The sequence below is a fragment of the Streptomyces sp. NPDC005303 genome, from assembly GCF_040607335.1.
In the GTDB taxonomy this organism is placed as follows: Bacteria; Actinomycetota; Actinomycetes; order Streptomycetales; family Streptomycetaceae; genus Streptomyces.
In genome coordinates this window covers 32,016-48,709 of record NZ_JBEXGM010000024.1, presented here as the reverse complement: position 1 = coordinate 48,709, position 16,694 = coordinate 32,016, and the positions used below count along the sequence as shown (strand labels likewise).

15 protein-coding genes and 1 tRNA gene are annotated in these 16,694 nt (G+C 69.9%); 10 read left to right on the top strand and 6 right to left on the bottom strand.

Going from position 1 to position 16,694, the window contains the following annotated elements:
• Positions 1–379: 379 nt before the first annotated feature.
• On the top strand, positions 380–1,756 hold the full coding sequence (locus tag ABZT93_RS28540; RefSeq protein ID WP_356110023.1) for an NAD(P)/FAD-dependent oxidoreductase: 1,377 nt from the start codon (positions 380–382) through the stop codon (positions 1,754–1,756).
• 242 nt (positions 1,757–1,998) lie between these two features.
• Entirely contained in the window at positions 1,999–3,297 is a 1,299-nt protein-coding gene (locus tag ABZT93_RS28535) for a class I SAM-dependent methyltransferase (protein ID WP_356110020.1), read from the top strand.
• A gap of 79 nt (positions 3,298–3,376) precedes the next feature.
• Here the strand turns inward: ABZT93_RS28535 and ABZT93_RS28530 are convergent, their stop codons facing one another.
• The gene (locus ABZT93_RS28530) at positions 3,377–5,905 is read right to left on the bottom strand and encodes an FtsX-like permease family protein (protein WP_356110017.1); all 2,529 of its coding nucleotides are present in this window, start codon (positions 5,903–5,905) and stop codon (positions 3,377–3,379) included.
• Positions 5,905–6,705 (bottom strand): ABC transporter ATP-binding protein, encoded by an 801-nt coding sequence (locus ABZT93_RS28525; protein WP_356110014.1) that lies wholly within the window; start codon positions 6,703–6,705, stop codon positions 5,905–5,907. The genes ABZT93_RS28530 and ABZT93_RS28525 overlap by 1 nt, the downstream gene beginning before the upstream one ends.
• Positions 6,706–7,094: 389 nt before the next feature.
• Here ABZT93_RS28525 and ABZT93_RS28520 point away from each other — a divergent pair.
• Positions 7,095–7,178: transfer RNA gene (locus ABZT93_RS28520), tRNA-Leu, on the top strand.
• 49 nt (positions 7,179–7,227) lie between these two features.
• On the opposite strand, the gene ABZT93_RS28515 is transcribed toward ABZT93_RS28520, so the two are convergent.
• Positions 7,228–7,488, bottom strand: coding sequence for a hypothetical protein (locus tag ABZT93_RS28515; RefSeq protein WP_328782245.1), 261 nt, complete (start codon positions 7,486–7,488; stop codon positions 7,228–7,230).
• 1,042 nt (positions 7,489–8,530) lie between these two features.
• Entirely contained in the window at positions 8,531–8,923 is a 393-nt protein-coding gene (locus ABZT93_RS28510; protein ID WP_356110013.1) for a transcriptional regulator, read from the bottom strand.
• A 232-nt stretch (positions 8,924–9,155) separates the two neighbouring features.
• Here ABZT93_RS28510 and ABZT93_RS28505 point away from each other — a divergent pair, with 232 nt between their 5' ends.
• From ABZT93_RS28505 to ABZT93_RS28480, 6 genes are all read left to right on the top strand, one after another.
• Entirely contained in the window at positions 9,156–9,371 is a 216-nt protein-coding gene (locus ABZT93_RS28505; protein ID WP_352388241.1) for a hypothetical protein, read from the top strand.
• A gap of 52 nt (positions 9,372–9,423) precedes the next feature.
• Positions 9,424–9,642, top strand: a complete 219-nt coding sequence (locus ABZT93_RS28500; RefSeq protein WP_007382551.1) for a hypothetical protein — start codon at positions 9,424–9,426, stop codon at positions 9,640–9,642.
• A 108-nt stretch (positions 9,643–9,750) separates the two neighbouring features.
• Positions 9,751–11,685, top strand: a complete 1,935-nt coding sequence (locus tag ABZT93_RS28495; protein ID WP_356110010.1) for a hypothetical protein — start codon at positions 9,751–9,753, stop codon at positions 11,683–11,685.
• Between the two features lie 158 nt (positions 11,686–11,843).
• Positions 11,844–12,518: a hypothetical protein gene (locus ABZT93_RS28490; protein WP_356110007.1), complete on the top strand. Its 675-nt coding sequence runs from the start codon at positions 11,844–11,846 to the stop codon at positions 12,516–12,518.
• 174 nt (positions 12,519–12,692) lie between these two features.
• Positions 12,693–13,868 carry a 4-hydroxybenzoate 3-monooxygenase gene (locus ABZT93_RS28485; protein ID WP_356110005.1) on the top strand — a complete coding sequence of 392 codons (1,176 nt, stop codon included), beginning with the start codon at positions 12,693–12,695 and terminating at the stop codon, positions 13,866–13,868.
• Between the two features lie 148 nt (positions 13,869–14,016).
• Positions 14,017–14,910, top strand: coding sequence for a Bax inhibitor-1/YccA family protein (locus tag ABZT93_RS28480; RefSeq protein WP_356110002.1), 894 nt, complete (start codon positions 14,017–14,019; stop codon positions 14,908–14,910).
• 65 nt (positions 14,911–14,975) lie between these two features.
• Here the strand turns inward: ABZT93_RS28480 and ABZT93_RS28475 are convergent, their stop codons facing one another.
• Positions 14,976–15,206: a DUF4287 domain-containing protein gene (locus ABZT93_RS28475; protein ID WP_020120819.1), complete on the bottom strand. Its 231-nt coding sequence runs from the start codon at positions 15,204–15,206 to the stop codon at positions 14,976–14,978.
• A 104-nt stretch (positions 15,207–15,310) separates the two neighbouring features.
• Here ABZT93_RS28475 and ABZT93_RS28470 point away from each other — a divergent pair, with 104 nt between their 5' ends.
• On the top strand, positions 15,311–15,622 hold the full coding sequence (locus ABZT93_RS28470; protein WP_356110000.1) for a hypothetical protein: 312 nt from the start codon (positions 15,311–15,313) through the stop codon (positions 15,620–15,622).
• A 59-nt stretch (positions 15,623–15,681) separates the two neighbouring features.
• On the opposite strand, the gene ABZT93_RS28465 is transcribed toward ABZT93_RS28470, so the two are convergent.
• Positions 15,682–16,461: a hypothetical protein gene (locus ABZT93_RS28465; RefSeq protein ID WP_356110155.1), complete on the bottom strand. Its 780-nt coding sequence runs from the start codon at positions 16,459–16,461 to the stop codon at positions 15,682–15,684.
• Between the last annotated feature and the right edge of the window lie 233 nt (positions 16,462–16,694).

Sequence of the window (16,694 nt, the reverse complement as noted above, 5' to 3'; positions counted from 1 at the left end):
GGGGCCCTTCGGGGCCCCTCTTCGACGTGGCGCCGAGAAACTTCGTGAAGTTCTTCACAAGGAATTTGGTCCGGCCGGACGACGAATGTGCTCCGGTTGACCCTTCCGGGGGCTCAACACCCGTGTGAACACGTTCAAAACGGTGAGTTGCGGACCTCGGGCGAGGGGTGGGGGAGGTGGCTGCGAGGACCCCTCACAGGGCGGCTTTCGGCGCAGAGAGGCAGCTCACGCGGCATTGACAACGGGTCGCCTTACACGCTGGTTCCCGTTCCGCGCCATGACTTGGATCACGCGAGTCGCGGAGGATAACACACACCTTCCAAGAGCTTGTGAAGGGGCGCACGAGCGACCCCCCTGGGGCAGGTGGATACTCGATGCCATGAGCACCACGGAGCGTCCCAGGATCCTCGTAGTAGGCGGTGGGTACGTAGGCCTGTACGCAGCTCGGCGCATTCTCAAGAAGATGCGCTACGGCGAGGCGACCGTCACGGTCGTCGACCCCCGGTCGTACATGACCTACCAGCCCTTCCTCCCCGAAACCGCCGCCGGCAACATCTCCCCGCGCCACGTCGTCGTCCCGCTGCGACGCGTGCTGCCGAAGGCGGAGGTGCTCACCGGCCGGGTCACCACCATCGACCAGGACCGCAAGGTCGCCACGATCGCCCCGCTGGTCGGCGAGGCGTACGAGCTGCCCTTCGACTACCTGGTGATCGCGCTCGGCGCGGTCTCCCGCACCTTCCCGATCCCCGGCCTCGCCGAGCAGGGCATCGGCATGAAGGGCGTCGAGGAGGCCATCGGCCTGCGCAACCACGTGCTGGAGCAGCTCGACAAGGCCGACTCCACGAAGGACGAGGAGATCCGCCGCAAGGCGCTCACCTTCGTCTTCGTCGGCGGCGGTTTCGCGGGTGCGGAGACCATCGGCGAGGTCGAGGACATGGCCCGCGACGCGGCCAAGTACTACACCAACGTCTCGCGCGAGGACATGCGGTTCATCCTCGTCGACGCCGCCGACAAGATCCTTCCCGAGGTCGGCCCCAAGCTGGGCGCCTACGGCAAGGAGCACCTGGAGAGCCGGGGCGTGGAGATCTACCTCTCCACCTCGATGGACTCCTGCGTCGACGGCCACGTGGTCCTCAAGAACGGCCTGGAGGTCGACTCCAGCACCGTCGTGTGGACCGCCGGCGTCAAGCCGAACCCGGTCCTCTCGCGCTACGGCCTTCCGCTGGGCCCGCGCGGTCACGTGGACACCGCCCCGACCCTCCAGGTCCAGGGCACCGACTACATCTGGGCCGCCGGCGACAACGCCCAGGTCCCGGACGTCGCCGCCCGCAAGGCCGGGGTCGAGAACGCCTGGTGCCCGCCGAACGCCCAGCACGCGCTGCGCCAGGCTCGGGTCCTCGGTGACAACGTGATCTCCGGGATGCGGGGCTTCCCGCAGAAGGAGTACAGCCACTCCAACAAGGGTGCTGTCGCGGGTCTCGGCCTGCACAAGGGCGTGGCGATGATCGTCATGGGCAAGATGAAGATCAAGCTCAAGGGCCGTCTCGCCTGGTACATGCACCGCGGCTACCACGGTCTGGCCATGCCGACCTGGAACCGCAAGATCCGCGTCTTCGCCGACTGGACCCTCGGCATGTTCCTCAAGCGCGAGGTCGTCTCCCTCGGCGCCATGGAGAACCCGCGCGAGGAGTTCTACGAGGCCGCGCGTCCCGTGCCGGCCGCCGAGCCGAAGAAGACCGAGGCGAAGGCCTCCTGACCCGCTCCGGTCACCTGACCGGCTCCGGTCGTCATCCGACCGGTTCCGGTCGCTGATCCACCCCGAAGGACCTCCCGCCATCCGTGGTGCGGGAGGTCCTTCGGCGTTCCCGCACCCGGCGGGTGTACATGGTTGCTACATGTGTTTTGCTCAGCCGTAACCCGACGAAGGGACTGCTCACCGGCATGCCGCTGTTTACCACGGTGGACAATTCCGGGATCCTCGTCACGGAGGTGTGCGTCATGGCAGATGCCGCGCTGCGGCTCAGGGACCTCTTCGCACAGTTGCTGGGAGTTCCGCTACCGGTGCGGATCCGGGCCTGGGACGGCTCGGAGGCCGGGCCGCCCGACGCGCCCGCGCTGGTCGTGCGCAACCGGCGTGCCGTGCGCCGGCTGCTGTTCAAGCCGGGCGAACTGGGGCTGGCCCGCGCCTGGGTCGCGGGAGACCTGGACATCGACGGCGACCTCTACACCGCCCTCGACCTGATCTCGGGGCTCGTCTGGGAGCGCGGCGAGGACGACAGGACCCTGTTCCAGGCCCTGCGCGAACCCGGGGTGCGCTCCGCCGTACGCGGACTCGTCGCCCTCGCGGGGCCGCCGCTGCCGCCCGCCCCGCCGCCCGAGGAGGTCCGCCGGGTCCGCGGCCATCTGCACACCAGACGCAGCGACAAGCGAGCCATCAGCCACCACTACGACGTCGGCAACGGCTTCTACGAGATCGTCCTCGGTCCGGCGATGGTGTACTCCTGCGCCTACTGGCAGGCCCCCGAACCCGAGGGCACCCTGGAGCACGCCCAGCGCGACAAGCTCGACCTCGTCTGCCGCAAGCTCGGCCTGACGGCCGGGCAGCGGCTCCTCGACGTCGGTTGCGGCTGGGGCTCGATGGCCATCCACGCCGCGCGCGAGTACGGCGTGAGCGTCGTCGGCATCACCCTCTCCCAGGAGCAGGCGGCCTACGCCCGCAAGCGCGTCGCCGACGCGGGGCTCACCGACCGTGTCGAGATCCGGGTGCAGGACTACCGGGACGTCACCGACGGGCCGTACGACGCCGTCTCCTCCATCGGCATGGCCGAACATGTCGGCGGCGAGCGGTACCTGGAGTACGCCGAGGCCCTGTCGGGGCTCCTGAGGCCCGGCGGGCGGCTGCTCAACCACCAGATCGCCCGGCGCCCGCAGCGCGACGAGTCGGCGTACCACCTCGACGGGTTCATCGACGCCTATGTCTTCCCCGACGGCGAACTGGCCCCCCTCGGCACCACCGTGACCATGCTGGAGCGGGCCGGGTTCGAGGTGCGGGACGTCGAGTCGATCCGCGAGCACTACGCCCACACCCTGCGCCGCTGGGTCACCAACCTGGAGGCCCAGTGGCAGCGCGCGGTGCGGATCGCGGGCCCCGGGCGGGCCCGCGTGTGGCTGCTGTACATGGCCGCCTGCGCCCTCGCCTTCGAACGCAACCGCATCGGCGTCAACCAGGTCCTCGCCGTCAGGACCCCCGAATCCGGCGCCTCCGGGCTGCCGTTGCGCGCCCGCACCTGGAACTGAGCGGCAACAGGGGCCCGTTGCTCGGCAACGGGCCCCGACTGTCGTACGACTGAGCGGACTTGCTCGGTGCTACTCGGTGCTACTCGGCCTTGATCGCCGCCAGCATGTTCATGCGGGCCGCCCGGCGGGCCGGCCACAGCGCGGCCAGGATGCCGACCGTCGCCGCCAGCAGCAGGAACACCGCCATCCGGGCCCAGGGCAGGACGAGTTCGTACGTCGCCATCTTCGTGCCGAGGAGCTCACCGGCCGCCCAGCCGAAGAAGACGCCCAGGCCGATGCCGAGGACTCCTCCGAACAGGGAGATGACCAGGGACTCCAGACGGACCATCCGCTTGATGCCCTTGCGGTCCAGTCCGATCGCGCGGAGCATGCCGATCTCCTGGGAGCGCTCGAACACCGACATGGCCAGGGTGTTGATGACCCCGAGGACCGCGACGATCACCGCCATGGCCAGCAGGCCGTAGAGCATGTTCAGCATCAGCGTGAACATCTGCGCGATGGACTCCGAGAGGTCCTTCTTGTCCTGGACCTTGATGGCCGGATTGGTGCCGAGGGCCTTCTCCAGCCTGTCCTTGGTCGCGTCCGAGGCGCCGTCGGACGTCTTCAGCATGACCTGCATGTCGGACAGCTCGCTCAGGTGCGGGTCGAGAGTCGCGGTGTCGAGCATGATGCCGTTGATCAGGTCGTTGCCCTCGTAGACCCCGGCGACCGTGAGCCGCTGCGCCTTGCCGTCCTCGAAGTGCGCGGTGAAGGCCGAACCGGCCTTCCAGCCACGGGACTTGGCGGTGTCCTTGTCCACCACGACCCGCGTGCCGCCGACCTCGAAGGTGCCGCTGTCGACCTTCAGGTCGGTCAGCTTCCCGATCGCCGGGCCGTTGACGCCGGTCAGGTACTCGGTCTGGCCGTCGATGCGGGAGGGCGCGTTGCGCAGCGGGCTGACGGCGGTGACGTCGTCGACCTTCGCCAGTTTCCTCTCGACGTCCGGCGAGAGCTCGTTGCCGTTCGCCATGGAGACGACGTAGTCCGCCTTGACGGCCGCCGACGCCATCTTGTCGATCGACTTCTGGAGACTGCCCGCCATCACCGTCATGCCGGTGATCAGGGTGAGGCCGATCATCAGCGCGGAGGCGGTGGCGGCCGTACGGCGCGGGTTGCGCACCGAGTTCTGGCGGGCCAGCTTCCCGGAGACGCCGAAGACCCGCAGGAGGGGGGCCGCCGCCGCGATCAGCGGACGGGACAGGAGGGGGGTGAGGATGAACACGCCGATGATCAGCAGGACCGCGCCCAGGCCCATCGGGGCCTGGCCGTCCGAGCCGTCCATGGTCGTGGCCGCCAGGATGACGGCGACACCCGCCCCGCTGAACAGCGCGCCCAGCGTGTTGCGCAGCACCAGCGACCTGGTCGTCGCCTTCGCGTGCACGCTGCTCATCGCCGCGACCGGCGGGATCTTCGCCGCCCTGCGGCCCGGCAGCCAGGCTGCCAGCATGGTGATCAGGACACCGACCGCGAGGGCCACGCCGACCGTGCCCGGCGTGATGATCAGCGGCCCGTCCGGGACGGTCGCGCCGAGCGTGCCCATGAGGGACCTGAGCCCGGCACCGATGCCGATACCGGCCACGAGACCCGTCACGGCGGCGACCAGGCCGACCACGAACGCCTCGACCAGCACCGACCGCGTGACCTGCCTGCGGGACGCACCGACGGCCCTGAGCAGCGCCAGCTCCTTGGTGCGCTGGGCGACCAGCATGGTGAAGGTGTTGGCGATGATGAAGGTGCCGACGAACAGCGCGATGCCGGCGAAGACCAGCAGCCCCTGCTTCAGTCCGCTCATCGAGGCCGAGATCATCTCGGCCTGCTCGTCGGCGAGTTCCTTGCCGGTCTCGGTCTCCACCAGGTGTGCGGGCAGGGCCTTGTCCAGCGCGGCCCGCAGCGCGGTCTGGGAGGTGCCGGAGGCCGCCTTCACGTCGATCTCGTCGTACGTCCCCGGCTTGCCGAACAGCTTCTGGGCGGTGGCCGTGTCGAACAGCGCGAGGCTGCCGCCGGCCGCGACATTGCCGTCGTCGGTGGTGAAGATCCCGGTGACGACGGGCTTCAGGACCGGGCCGTCGACCGAGAGGCGCACGGTGTCGCCGACCTTGTAGCCGGCCCGCTTCGCGGTCTCGGAGTCGATGGCGACCTGGTTCGCACCGTGCGGCGCGGCGCCCTCGGCGAGCGGGTACCGGGGGTCCTTGGTCCCGTAGTAGTTGCCGCCCTGCGACTGGAAGCCGCCGCCGATGAGCTTGCCGTCCTTGTCGGCGATGGCGGTGAAGCCGTTGACGACGCCGATGGCGTTCGAGGCGCCCTGGACCCTGGCGCTCTTGTCGAGCAGAGCCTGGGTCAGCTCGTGGCGCTTGCCGATCGTGTTGCCCTTGTCCTCGTCCCAAGTGGCGGTGACGGCGACGTCGACCTGGCCGAAGCCCTTGGCCGAACTCTTCTGGTAGGCCTCGGAGATGGTGTTGGTGAAGACCAGCGTGCCGGACACGAACGCCACACCGAGCATCACGGCGAGCACGGTCATGAGCAGTCTGGCCTTGTGCGCGAGTACGTTGCGCAGGGCGGTGCGGAACATCAGGAGGTACGGCCCTTCGCGTCGGACTCGGGGGTCTGGGGGTTTCCCCCAGGAAGGAGGCGCATGAAGTCGAGGACGTTCTCGGCCGTGGGCTTGTACAACTCGTCCACGATCCGCCCGTCCGCGAGGAAGACCACCCGGTCCGCGTACGCCGCGGCCACCGGGTCGTGGGTCACCATGACGACCGTCTGCCCCAGCTCCCGTACGGAGTTGCGAAGGAAGCCCAGGACCTCGGCGCCGGAGCGTGAGTCGAGGTTTCCGGTCGGCTCGTCACCGAAGATGATGTCGGGCTTGGACGCGAGGGCCCGGGCGACGGCGACGCGCTGCTGCTGGCCGCCGGAGAGCTGGGCGGGGCGGTGGCTGAGCCGGTCCCGCAGCCCGACCATCCGGATGACCGAGTCCAGCCACTCCTGGTCCGGCTTGCGGCCCGCGATGTCCATCGGGAGGGTGATGTTCTCCAGGGCCGTCAGGGTCGGCAGCAGGTTGAACGCCTGGAAGATGAAGCCGATCTTGTCCCGCCGCAGCTTGGTCAGCTGCTTGTCCTTCAGGGAGCCCAGCTCGGTGTCGCCGATGCGCACCGAACCGGAGGAGAAGGTGTCGAGGCCGGCCACGCAGTGCATCAGCGTGGACTTGCCGGAGCCGGAGGGGCCCATGATCGCGGTGAACTCGGCCTGCCGGAACTCGACGGTGACCCGGTCCAGGGCGACCACCTGGGTCTCGCCCTGTCCGTAGATCTTCGACAGATCCGTGGCGCGTGCGGCCACGGTGGTGGCCCGGCCGGCGACGGGTGTGGTGGTCACGGATGGAACTCCTAGCGGGACGACGTCGTTGAGGGACGTCTTCCATCGTGGTGGCCGGGCCCCGCCGTGTAGTCAGCCGCAGTTCTGGTTCCGAAGGCAGACTTCGGAGGGACTGCGCCGCTCGGTGTCATACCTGGGGATGACGGCTGCCCCTGATCCGGGCAAGTGCAGAGAACAGGTGGAGCGTCCTCGTTCGGGCGGTGAAATTCCGTCATTCCGCATGCGCGGCCGGGTGTCGCACGTAACGCTATTGGCAAGTGCGGATGGCGTGTTCCGCGGTCTGATGCACCCTCAGACATTAATAAAATAAGACAACATCGGTCCGCCCGTCCGCTGTCCGGGGGATGCATCCCGATAGGCTCGGGACCTCGACGCGGAGCCCATGGCCTGCCCGGATGGTGGAATGCAGACACGGCGAGCTTAAACCTCGCTGCCCCTTCGCGGGCGTGCCGGTTCAAGTCCGGCTCCGGGCACTTTTCCGCCCACGCGATGACTTCTCACGCGTGGGCCGGCGCTCTCTCGTCATCCCTCGTAGACGGTCAGTACGGCACCGTCGATCTCGATCCGGCGCCCGGCTCGCAAGCCGTCGCGGCGCAGTGTTCTCAGACAGGTGTGGAACAGGGGCAGCTCGTCCGCGTCCAGGACGGCGGCGGCCAGTTCCACGAGTTCGGTCACTGACTGATCGGTCAGTACCTCGGGCAGCTCACCGGAGAGCAGAACGACCGATTCTCCGGCGGGCCCGCGGACCACGGCAGTGGCCGGTCCGCCATGCACGAACAACACATTCCCCCCTGGGAGCCCGGGGTCGTGCGGCTCTCGCTCCTCGGGCAGGACGAGAGACTAGCGGGGGAGTCCGGTGCTGTCGGGCACAGTCGAATTCTTTTCCCGACACCACGGAAGAGTGAACATCCGCGATCGCAGACCGCCGAGACCCAGCTTCCGGACGGTCACTTCTTTGGCCAGCGGTGGGGTCTGGGGGTGGCCTGGGTGGTCGGGTGGTGCGGGTTGGGTCACCGAGGGCGCTCGCGGGCCGAGGGTTGGCTGTTTTGCCTGGTGAGGGGCCTGTTCCGGGGTGGCCGTCCGGGCGGTGCGAGGTCGGCTTCCGCGGGCCGGTGTGGTGGCGCCTGGGCGGGGCCTGCCGGAGTCGATTCCTCGCGGCTCGGATTCCGGAAGGTGAGCCCTTCGGGTGGACCGCCGCGAGTGGCCGTTTGCGTGGCGTGGGGGGCGGGTGCGGTGCTCGCCGGGGGCGGTGGCGGGGCCGGGAGGCGCGACTCGACTGTGCCGGTCCGCTCGGTTGCTCTCGTGGTGCTGGGGCCGGTGGGCGGTCGGCGGTTTTGTGGCCCGGGTGCGGGCGGTTGGGGTGCTCGCCAGGGGCGGCGGCGGGGCCGGGAGGGGTGTGAGCCGGGCGGCCGGGCGGTCGCGCGTGTGGTCCCCGGCCGTGCCGGTCCGCGCTCGGTCGCTCTCGTGGTCTGGGCCGGTCGGCGGTTTCGTGGCCCGGGTGCGGGTGGTTGGGGTGCTCTCCGGGGTGGTGGCGGGGCCGGGAGGTGTGATCCGGGCGGCCGGTCGCGCGTGTGGTCCCCGGCCGGGCCGGTCCGCGCTCGGTCGCTCTCGTGGTCTGGGCCGGTCGGCGGTTTCGTGGCCCGCGTGCGGGTGGTTGGGGTGCTCGCCAGGGGCGGTGGCGGGGCCGGGAGGTGTGATCCGGGCGGCCGGTCGCGCGTGTGGTCCCCGGCCGTGCCGGTCCGCTCGGTCGGTCTCGTGCGTGCTGGAGCCGGTTTCGGGGCGCCCCGGTCGCTGGGAGGGTGCTCGTGGACCGGGCGTCGGGGGGTTACTTCTTCGGGGTGCGGTCCAGCAGGGATTCCACGAGGGCGGTCACGTGGCGGCGGTCGTCGGCCGAGAGTTTCTGGAGGCTGGCGATGAGGAGGTCCACCTCGGGGTCGGCCGGGCGGGCGGTGCCCTCGGGGTCCTGGCCGGCCGGTGAGCCGTACACATGGATGCCGCAGGCCTCCGCGGCGGCGCGGCGGACGGTGTCCAACGGGAGTTCCAGGCCCTTGGACAGTCCCTCCAGGGTCGTCGACTGGGGCATCCGGACGACACGGTCGGTGGTCGCCAGGTGGTGGACGGTGGAGCGCGGGACGCCACCGCGGCGCGCCACCTCGCCGTAGGACCAGCCCTTGAGGTCCAGGCGCTCACGGATCAACTGCTGGAGTGCGTTGGCCACGGGTGGGTCACTTCCTGCTCGCCGCTCGGCGGAACCGTCCATGTCGGGGCCGATTCTACGGGCGGCCCCACCCGCCGCCGAAAGGGTGATTCCCCGAACGGGTTGCGCGGTGCCCCCGCAAGGCCCTAGTGTCCAATCTCGTTGGACAGAACGTCCGACCAAGTTGGACAGAGTCTGGGGGGAACCTGACTCGGTCCGACCGGAAATGCCCATCCCTGAGGGGGAATTGATCATGATGGACGCTCACGAGCTCGAGGCCGAGTCCGCGGAACTGCTGCCGGGTCGCGAGGCCCTCGGTCGTCTGAAGTTCAGCTTCAACAAGACGACCAACGTCACCAAGCACATCGCCAACGTCGAGGCCCACAACTCGTCCCTGGCCGTCAACGACCACTCCCTGGCGTCGGCCGCCGCCTCCCAGGCCGGCCAGAACATCACCGTCACCCAGTAGCACCCGCGCACCACCTCGAACCCGATCCACACCACCTGAAAGGACGTCCGTCATGAGCATGGACATGCACGAGCTGGAGACCGAGTCCGCCGAGCTGCTGCCGGGTCGCGAGGCCCTCGGTCGTCTGAAGTTCAGCTTCAACAAGACGACCAACGTCACCAAGCACATCGCCAACATCCAGGCGGACAACCAGTCCGCGGCGCTCAACGACCACTCCTCGTACTCGGTCGCCGAGTCGCAGGCGTCGCAGTCGATCGTCGTCAAGCAGTAGCACCGGCGTGACCACGGTCGTCGGGGTGGGCCGCCCGCACCAGCGGTGCGGTCCACCCCGACGGCCGTGCCAGGGGGGAAACGGGGAGGACGTGGGGGGAGACCACATATGACAGTGCTCGGAGACGGGCCCCCGACGCTGTACGACTCCGGGCCGGTTCCGGGGCCGGGCGGCTGGCCGGTGACGTACGAGCAGGTGGCGACGGGCAGCCTGCCCGTCGTCGAACAGCGACTCGTGCCACGGCTGAGCGCGGGACTGCGACTGCACGGCGAGTACCAGGGGTCGGGCTTCACCGAGCCCAAGTACATCGCCCGTCGGGGGGACGGGCAGGTCGTCCAGCTGTCGCGGCTGCTGTACCTCGTGGCGTCGTCCGTCGACGGCGTACGCGACACCGAGTCGATCGCCCACCGGGTGAGCGCGCGATTCGGCCGCGAGGTCAGCGGCGACAACATCCGCTTCCTGGTGGAGAAGAAGCTCGAACCCCTCGGGGTGACGGTCCCCGAGGGCCAGGAGGGCGACGAGGTCGACGCACCGCGCTCCGACCTGCTGCTCGCCCTCAAGGGCCATCGGATCATCTTCGACGAGCGGCGCACGGCACGGATCGCGCGGATGTTCGCGTGGCTGCACCGGCCGGTCGTCGTCGCGGTCGTGCTGGCGGCGACCGTGGCCATGGACGTATGGCTGTTCGGCTTCTTCGGGGCGATCGAGCCGGTCCTGGAGGTCCTCGACCAGCCGGTGCTGATCCTGATCGTCTTCGGCCTGACCGTGGCCTCGCTCGTCTTCCACGAGTTCGGCCATGCCTCCGCGTGCAGATACGGCGGCGCCCGGCCCGGGTGCATCGGCTGCGGGATCTTCCTGATCTGGCCGTCGATGTACACCGACGTCACCGACGTGTACCGGATCGGACGCGGCGGCCGGATCAGGACCGACCTGGGCGGGGTCTACTTCAACGTGGTGTTCATGCTCGGCATGGCCGGGCTGTACTTCGCCACGGGGCAGCAGTTCTTCCTGGCCGCGGTGTATCTCGGGCACTTCGAGATCCTCGAACAGCTGATGCCCGCGGTGCGGCTCGACGGCTACTACATCCTGGGCGACCTCGCCGGCGTCCCGGACCTCTACGGCAAGATCAAGCCGATCCTGCTCGGTCTGGTGCCGGGGCGGAAGGGACGGGCCGCGCGCAAAGAGGTCGCCGGGCTGAAGAAGTCGGCGCGGACCATCGTGGCCGCGTGGGTGCTCACCATGGTGCCGTTGATCATCGGTGAGATGGGTTACGGGCTGTGGAACCTGCCCAGGATCATCGCCACGATGACCCGGTCCATGGTCGAGCAGTTCTCCGGCACCGGGTCGGCCTTCGCGGACGGCGAGGTAGTCGAGGGGCTCGTCGGGGTGCTCGGCTGTCTGATGCTGCTGATCCCGATGGGCGGGGTCGTCTATCTCACGGTGAAGATCGGCGGACGGATCCTGCGGGCCGCGAAGCGGGCCACGGCCGGGCGGCCGCGGTTGCGGGTGGCGCTGTGTGCGGTGGTCCTCGCCGGGCTGACGGGCCTCAGTTACGCGTGGACGTCCGGGCTGACGCCCCAGCCGCTCCCGAAGAAGCCCCCCATCGCGCCGATCCTCCAGCCCGGGGTGTCGACGGAGGAACCAGAGCCCCGGCAGGCCACGACTCCCGACGGCGACGCGTCCACCTCGGACGACGGCCCGGCGGACGACCCGTCAGGCACCGGCCCCGGGGCGGTCCCACCGTCGGCGGCGGGCGCTTCCCGAGGGTCCGGCGCCCCGTCCGCGGGCACCTCCGCCGCCCCGGCGTCCGCCTCTCCGGCCGCGTCGGTGGCATCGCCGGGCGCGGCCGAGGGCACCTCCCGGGGACCGGCGTCCCCGGCCCAGGGCACCACGGCGGGCCCGGAACCGTCCTCTCCGGGCACGGGCGAGGGCCCGTCGAGCCCGCCCCCGCCCCCGTCTCCGACCCCGTCGGAGAGCATCCCGCCGTCCCCGGCGGACACCACCTCCCCGGCACCGGCCAGCGGATCACCTGGGGCGTCCTGAGGGGACGGCGGCGGCGACCGTACGGGCCGAAGGGTCCGGCGGCTTTCCGCTCGGGTGGGCGTGCGGCGGGGAGGAACGGCCCATCACGGCCGCCCTCTTCCGCTGTCCTCCCCGTCACCCCCCACATCCGTACCCATCCATCCACCCAAGGAGATCCCTTGAGCAGCCATCGAAAACCCCGTACCTCAACTCCCTTCACCCGACGTGCCGTTCGTGTCGGGCTGTTCGCCGCCGGTGTCGCCGGTGTGGCCACCGCCGTGCCGGCGCAGGCCGCCACCGGCGGGCCCCCCAAGGTCGCCGTCGCGTCGGACCATGTCTTCAGCCACGCCGACCGCCTCGACCACACGGAGGAGAGGGACTCGTTCACCATCCGGCAGTACGGAAAGGTGACCGCCGCCTCCGTGCGCAACCAGGCCAACGCGGTCTCGTCGGGCTGCACCGCCGACGACGACTGCCGTTCGGTCGCGCTGTCGTTCCAGATCGTCACCGTCGCGGGCGAGCACACCCGCCTGAACGCCGTGAACCTCAGCGACGCCGCCAACAAGAGCTGCACCGGCTGCCAGACCCTGGCCGGCGCCTACCAGTTCGTGGTCTCCACGCCCACCCCGCTCACCCTGGACTCCGCTCACCGCCGCCAACTCGCCGACATCCACCGCCGGCTGGACGCCCTGACCCGCTCCACGGTGTCCGCGACCGATCTGCGCACCCGGGCCGACGCCCTCGCCGCCGAGGTCAACACCGTCCTCCAGGACGCCGTGGCCGACGCCCCGAAGGGTGACGCGCAGGACGACGTCACCATGCACCGCCACCTGGACGGCTGGCCCAGCCGCTGACCCGGTCGTCCGTCCGGTCCGCGGCAACCACCCGCGGACCGGACGGACGCGCAGACCGTTGACATCGGCAGACCCTGGGCGCAAACTCGGCTCGTTCAAGTGAAAAAAACTTCACCTTGCGAACACGAACTATTGCGCGCACGCCAGCCACAAGGTCTCCGAAGGGAACGCCCGATGCGCACCACCGTCGGCATCATCGGAGCAGGCCCCGCCGGCCTCCTCCTCGCCCGGCTCCTCCACGACGCCGGCATCGACTCCGTCGTCCTGGAGAGCCGCGACCGCGCCTACGTCGAGCACCGCCAGCGCGCCGGCATCCTGGAGCAGGGCACGGTCGACGTACTGCGCGCGGTGGGCGCCGGCGAGCGCATGGACCGCGAGGGACTCCCGCACGACGGCATCGAACTGCGCTACGGCGGGAAGCGCCACCGCGTCGACTTCCCCGCCCTCACCGGCGGCCGGTCCGTGATGGTCTACGCCCAGACGGAGGTCTGCAAGGACCTCATCGCCCTCCAGCTCGAGGACGGCGGCCCGCTGCTGTTCGAGGCGGAGGCCCTGGCCGTCGAGGGGGCGGACGGAGACAGTCCGCGCGTCCGCTTCCGGCACGAAGGGCGCGAGGACGTCCTGGAGTGCGAGTACGTCGTCGGCTGCGACGGCTTCTGGGGGGTGGCGAGGAAGGCGATCCCCGCCGAACTGACCAAGGTGTTCGAGCGGACGTACCCCTTCGCCTGGCTCGGCATCCTCGCCGACGTCCCGCCCTCCCACGACGAACTCGTCTACGCCCGCCACGACCGCGGCTTCGCCCTGCTGTCCATGCGCTCCCCGTCCGTCTCCCGCCTCTACCTCCAGGTACCCGAGGGCACGGACGCCGAGAGCTGGGGCGACGAGGAGATCTGGGACGAGCTGGAGCGCCGCTTCGAGACGGACGACGACTGGAAGCTCGACAGGGGACCGATCACGCAGAAGTCCGTCACCCCCATGCGCTCCTACGTCCACGAGCCCATGCGCCACGGCCGTCTCTTCCTCGCCGGCGACGCGGCACACATCGTCCCGCCCACCGGGGCCAAGGGCCTCAACCTCGCCGTGGGGGACGTCGTGACCTTCGCGAGGGCGCTGGCGCACCGGAAGGAGACCGGTTCGGCCGAGCTCCTGGACGCCTACTCCGAGACCTGCCTGCGGCGGGTGTGGCAGGCCGAACGGTTCTCGTACGACATGACGAGCCTCCTGCACCGGGCACCCGACGCCACCGACTTCGAGGACCGGATGCAGCTGGCCCGGCTGGAACGGATAGCCGGTTCGCGGGCCGCCGAGACCGATCTCGCCGAGGGATACACCGGCTTCCCCTTCGGGTGAGGCCCCTCCGGTGCCGGGAATCACGCGTGCGCGTAGCGTGTTGGCCAGCACAACGAGGGAAGATCCTCCTCAAGCACTAGGGTCATTCCTTTGCCTACCCATTACTCTTGAGGGCAAGGTCCACACACGGTGGCCATGGAGGAGTGAAATGAGGAGCAGCAACCCGGTCTTCTCGCGACGGGGGTTCAGCCGCGACAACGGCTACGCGGGCTTCAACACCGCGCCGCAGGCCGGGGGAGCAGCCGTGGGCACGCAGGGCAACCCCTATGCGCAGCCGCAGGGCAACCCGTACGCGACCAACCCCTACGCCCAGCAGGGCCTGCAGCAGGGCGCACCGCCGCAGACCCCGGTGACCACCGGCCGGATGACGATGGACGACGTCGTCCTGCGCACCGGCACCACCCTCGGCATCCTGATCGTCACCGCCGCCCTCGCCTGGGCGCTGCTGCCCGTCGACGACGCCAACATCGGCCGCTCGTACGGCATCGGCATCGGCGCCGCGGTGATCGGCATGGTCCTGGCGCTCGTGCAGTCCTTCAAGCGCACGGCCACGCCCGCGCTGATCGTGTCGTACGCCGCGTTCGAGGGCGTGTTCCTCGGCGTGATCTCCAGCATCGTCGACAACCGCATCGCGAGCGGCGCGGCCATGCAGGCCGTGATCGGCACCCTGGCGGTCTTCGCCGCGGTACTGGTGGCGTACAAGGCCGGCTGGATCCGCGTCAACCGGCGGTTCTACGGCTTCGTCATGGCGGCCGCGCTCGGCTTCATGCTGCTGATGGTGGTGAACCTGCTGTTCGCCGTCTTCGGCGGCGGTGACGGCCTCGGCTTCCGCAGCGGCGGCCTCGGCATCCTGTTCGGCATCATCGGCGTGCTCCTCGGCGCCTGCTTCCTCGCCCTCGACTTCAAGCAGGTCGAGGACGGCATCGCCTACGGCGCCCCGCGCGAGGAGGCGTGGCTGGCCGCGTTCGGTCTCACGCTGACCCTGGTGTGGATCTACATGGAGTTCCTGCGACTCGTCGCGATCCTCAACAGCAGCGACTAGCCTCCGACGGTCGTACGGCGAAGGGCCTCCGGTTCCGACCGGGGGCCCTTCGGCATGTGCGCAGCTCAGAAGTACCTGCGCGCGGCCCTCCTCAGGTCGTACTCGTGGATGATCGCTTTGGCGTGGCCGTACGCGAGGTTGTGTTCGTGGCGGAGCCAGCTGACCTTTTCCTCGAAGCGGAAGAGGGCCGGGCCTTCGTCGACGGTGCGCAGCCAGTCGGACACTTCACGACCGGTGCAGTGGGGGATGCGGGCGAGCATGTTGCGGTGGGTCTCCTCGGAGAGGACGTGGGACATCGGCGCCTCCGGACGCAAAGGGGATGTAAGCCGGTCCTTCAGGTCACCGTGCCTGAGCGTTCGCCTGTTGGCAACAGTCCCGGTGGGACGCGTACGGTTGCCGGGTGGCTGATACTTCGCGTCTGACCCGGGCTGTGGATCACTTCGCCGACCGGCTCCGGGCCGCACCGCAGAGTCGTCTGCAGCGGGGAGCCGCTGCTGAGGCACTCGGTCTGGCCCGCGAACTGGCCCGCCGGACACAGCTCTTGGAGGAGCCCGGCACCGAGCTGCGGGAGATGCCCGACGCGGGGATGTTCGCGGCCGCCGACCAGATCACCGTGGCCGTGCACGACTTGGCCCTCGTCCTGACGGACGAGGGCCAAGTGGAAGAAGCGCTGGAACTCGTGGCACAGGCCCAGCAGCGCGCCGGAGTGTGACTCCCGGACTCCGGGACTCCCGGACTCCGTGACTGTGTGTCTCCGTGACTCCGGGACTTCTACAGGGACGCTATGACCCGGTCCGCCAGGATGTAGACGTTCTCCTCGCCGCAGGCGAACGTCAGCGTGTACGCGCCCGAGACACCCGAACCGCCCAGCAGGACCGGCGTCTCGCCCGCGCGCAGGGCCGCCGCGAGGCGCTCGGCCGTCTCGCGGTGGCCGGGGGTCATGCACAGGGTCGTGCCGTCGGCGAAGACGTAGACGTCGAGGGTGCCGAGGGGGCCGGGGCGGACGTCGGCCAGTTCGGTACCGGAGGCGGCCAGGTCCTCCAGCGTCGCCACCGTGCGTTCGTGGTCGCCCACCACCGGTGAACCGACCGGCACGAAGTCCGGGTGGGAGGGGTGGCGGCGGCGGGCCGCGGCCAGTTCGGGGCTGTCGCCGGCGAACTCGTCCGCGTCGGCCGAGGACTCCGACACCGGCTCCAGCGGCTCCAGACCCACGAAATCGGCCTGCCGGGGCAGGAACAGCTCGCTGTCGGGCAGCCCGAGCAGCGAGGGCGCGTCGGAGGCGTCACGGGCCTCCTGGGCGGCCCAGAAGGCCCGCGCCTCGGCCAGCTCGCGCTCACGCTCCTCGGCGAGGGCCTCGGCCACGGCGGCGCGTATCTCGTCGTCAGCGGCGGGGCGCGCGGCCGGCACGAGACCCCGTACCGACGTGGTGTTGTTCCTGGCGAGCTCGGCGTGCAGGGCGGCGACCTGCCGGCGCAGCACCATGAGGGTGCGCAGGACGGCGACGCCCACGGCGCCCGTGGCGGCCGTGGTGACCAGCAAGGCGATCGGCATGGCGCTCACTGACGTACTCCCGGTTCAAAGTCGACCCCCGACTTCCTACATCAGCTTGAAGGGCGGACTATCCAACTGTCAGTGCGTAACATCACGAAACGGACAGGTATGTGGGCCCGGGGTTTGGTGGCGAAACGGCTCTGAGCTGCGCAAATCCCTGTGCGAAGGGAGATAGGTCACATCCTGAGGGAGATTGGATCACAAATCGGCCCAGAACCTTGGAGTTTCCACGA

Excerpts from the sequence above, each read along its gene's own strand:
- ABZT93_RS28465 (WP_356110155.1), bottom strand. The coding sequence starts at position 16,461 with ATGCCGATCGCCTTGCTGGTCACCACGGCCGCCACGGGCGCCGTGGGC.
- ABZT93_RS28505 (WP_352388241.1), top strand. The coding sequence starts at position 9,156 with ATGATGGACGCTCACGAGCTCGAGGCCGAGTCCGCGGAACTGCTGCCG.
- ABZT93_RS28480 (WP_356110002.1), top strand. The coding sequence starts at position 14,017 with ATGAGGAGCAGCAACCCGGTCTTCTCGCGACGGGGGTTCAGCCGCGAC.
- ABZT93_RS28500 (WP_007382551.1), top strand. The coding sequence starts at position 9,424 with ATGAGCATGGACATGCACGAGCTGGAGACCGAGTCCGCCGAGCTGCTG.
- ABZT93_RS28485 (WP_356110005.1), top strand. The coding sequence starts at position 12,693 with ATGCGCACCACCGTCGGCATCATCGGAGCAGGCCCCGCCGGCCTCCTC.
- ABZT93_RS28535 (WP_356110020.1), top strand. The coding sequence starts at position 1,999 with ATGGCAGATGCCGCGCTGCGGCTCAGGGACCTCTTCGCACAGTTGCTG.
- ABZT93_RS28475 (WP_020120819.1), bottom strand. The coding sequence starts at position 15,206 with ATGTCCCACGTCCTCTCCGAGGAGACCCACCGCAACATGCTCGCCCGC.
- ABZT93_RS28540 (WP_356110023.1), top strand. The coding sequence starts at position 380 with ATGAGCACCACGGAGCGTCCCAGGATCCTCGTAGTAGGCGGTGGGTAC.
- ABZT93_RS28530 (WP_356110017.1), bottom strand. The coding sequence starts at position 5,905 with ATGTTCCGCACCGCCCTGCGCAACGTACTCGCGCACAAGGCCAGACTG.
- ABZT93_RS28495 (WP_356110010.1), top strand. The coding sequence starts at position 9,751 with ATGACAGTGCTCGGAGACGGGCCCCCGACGCTGTACGACTCCGGGCCG.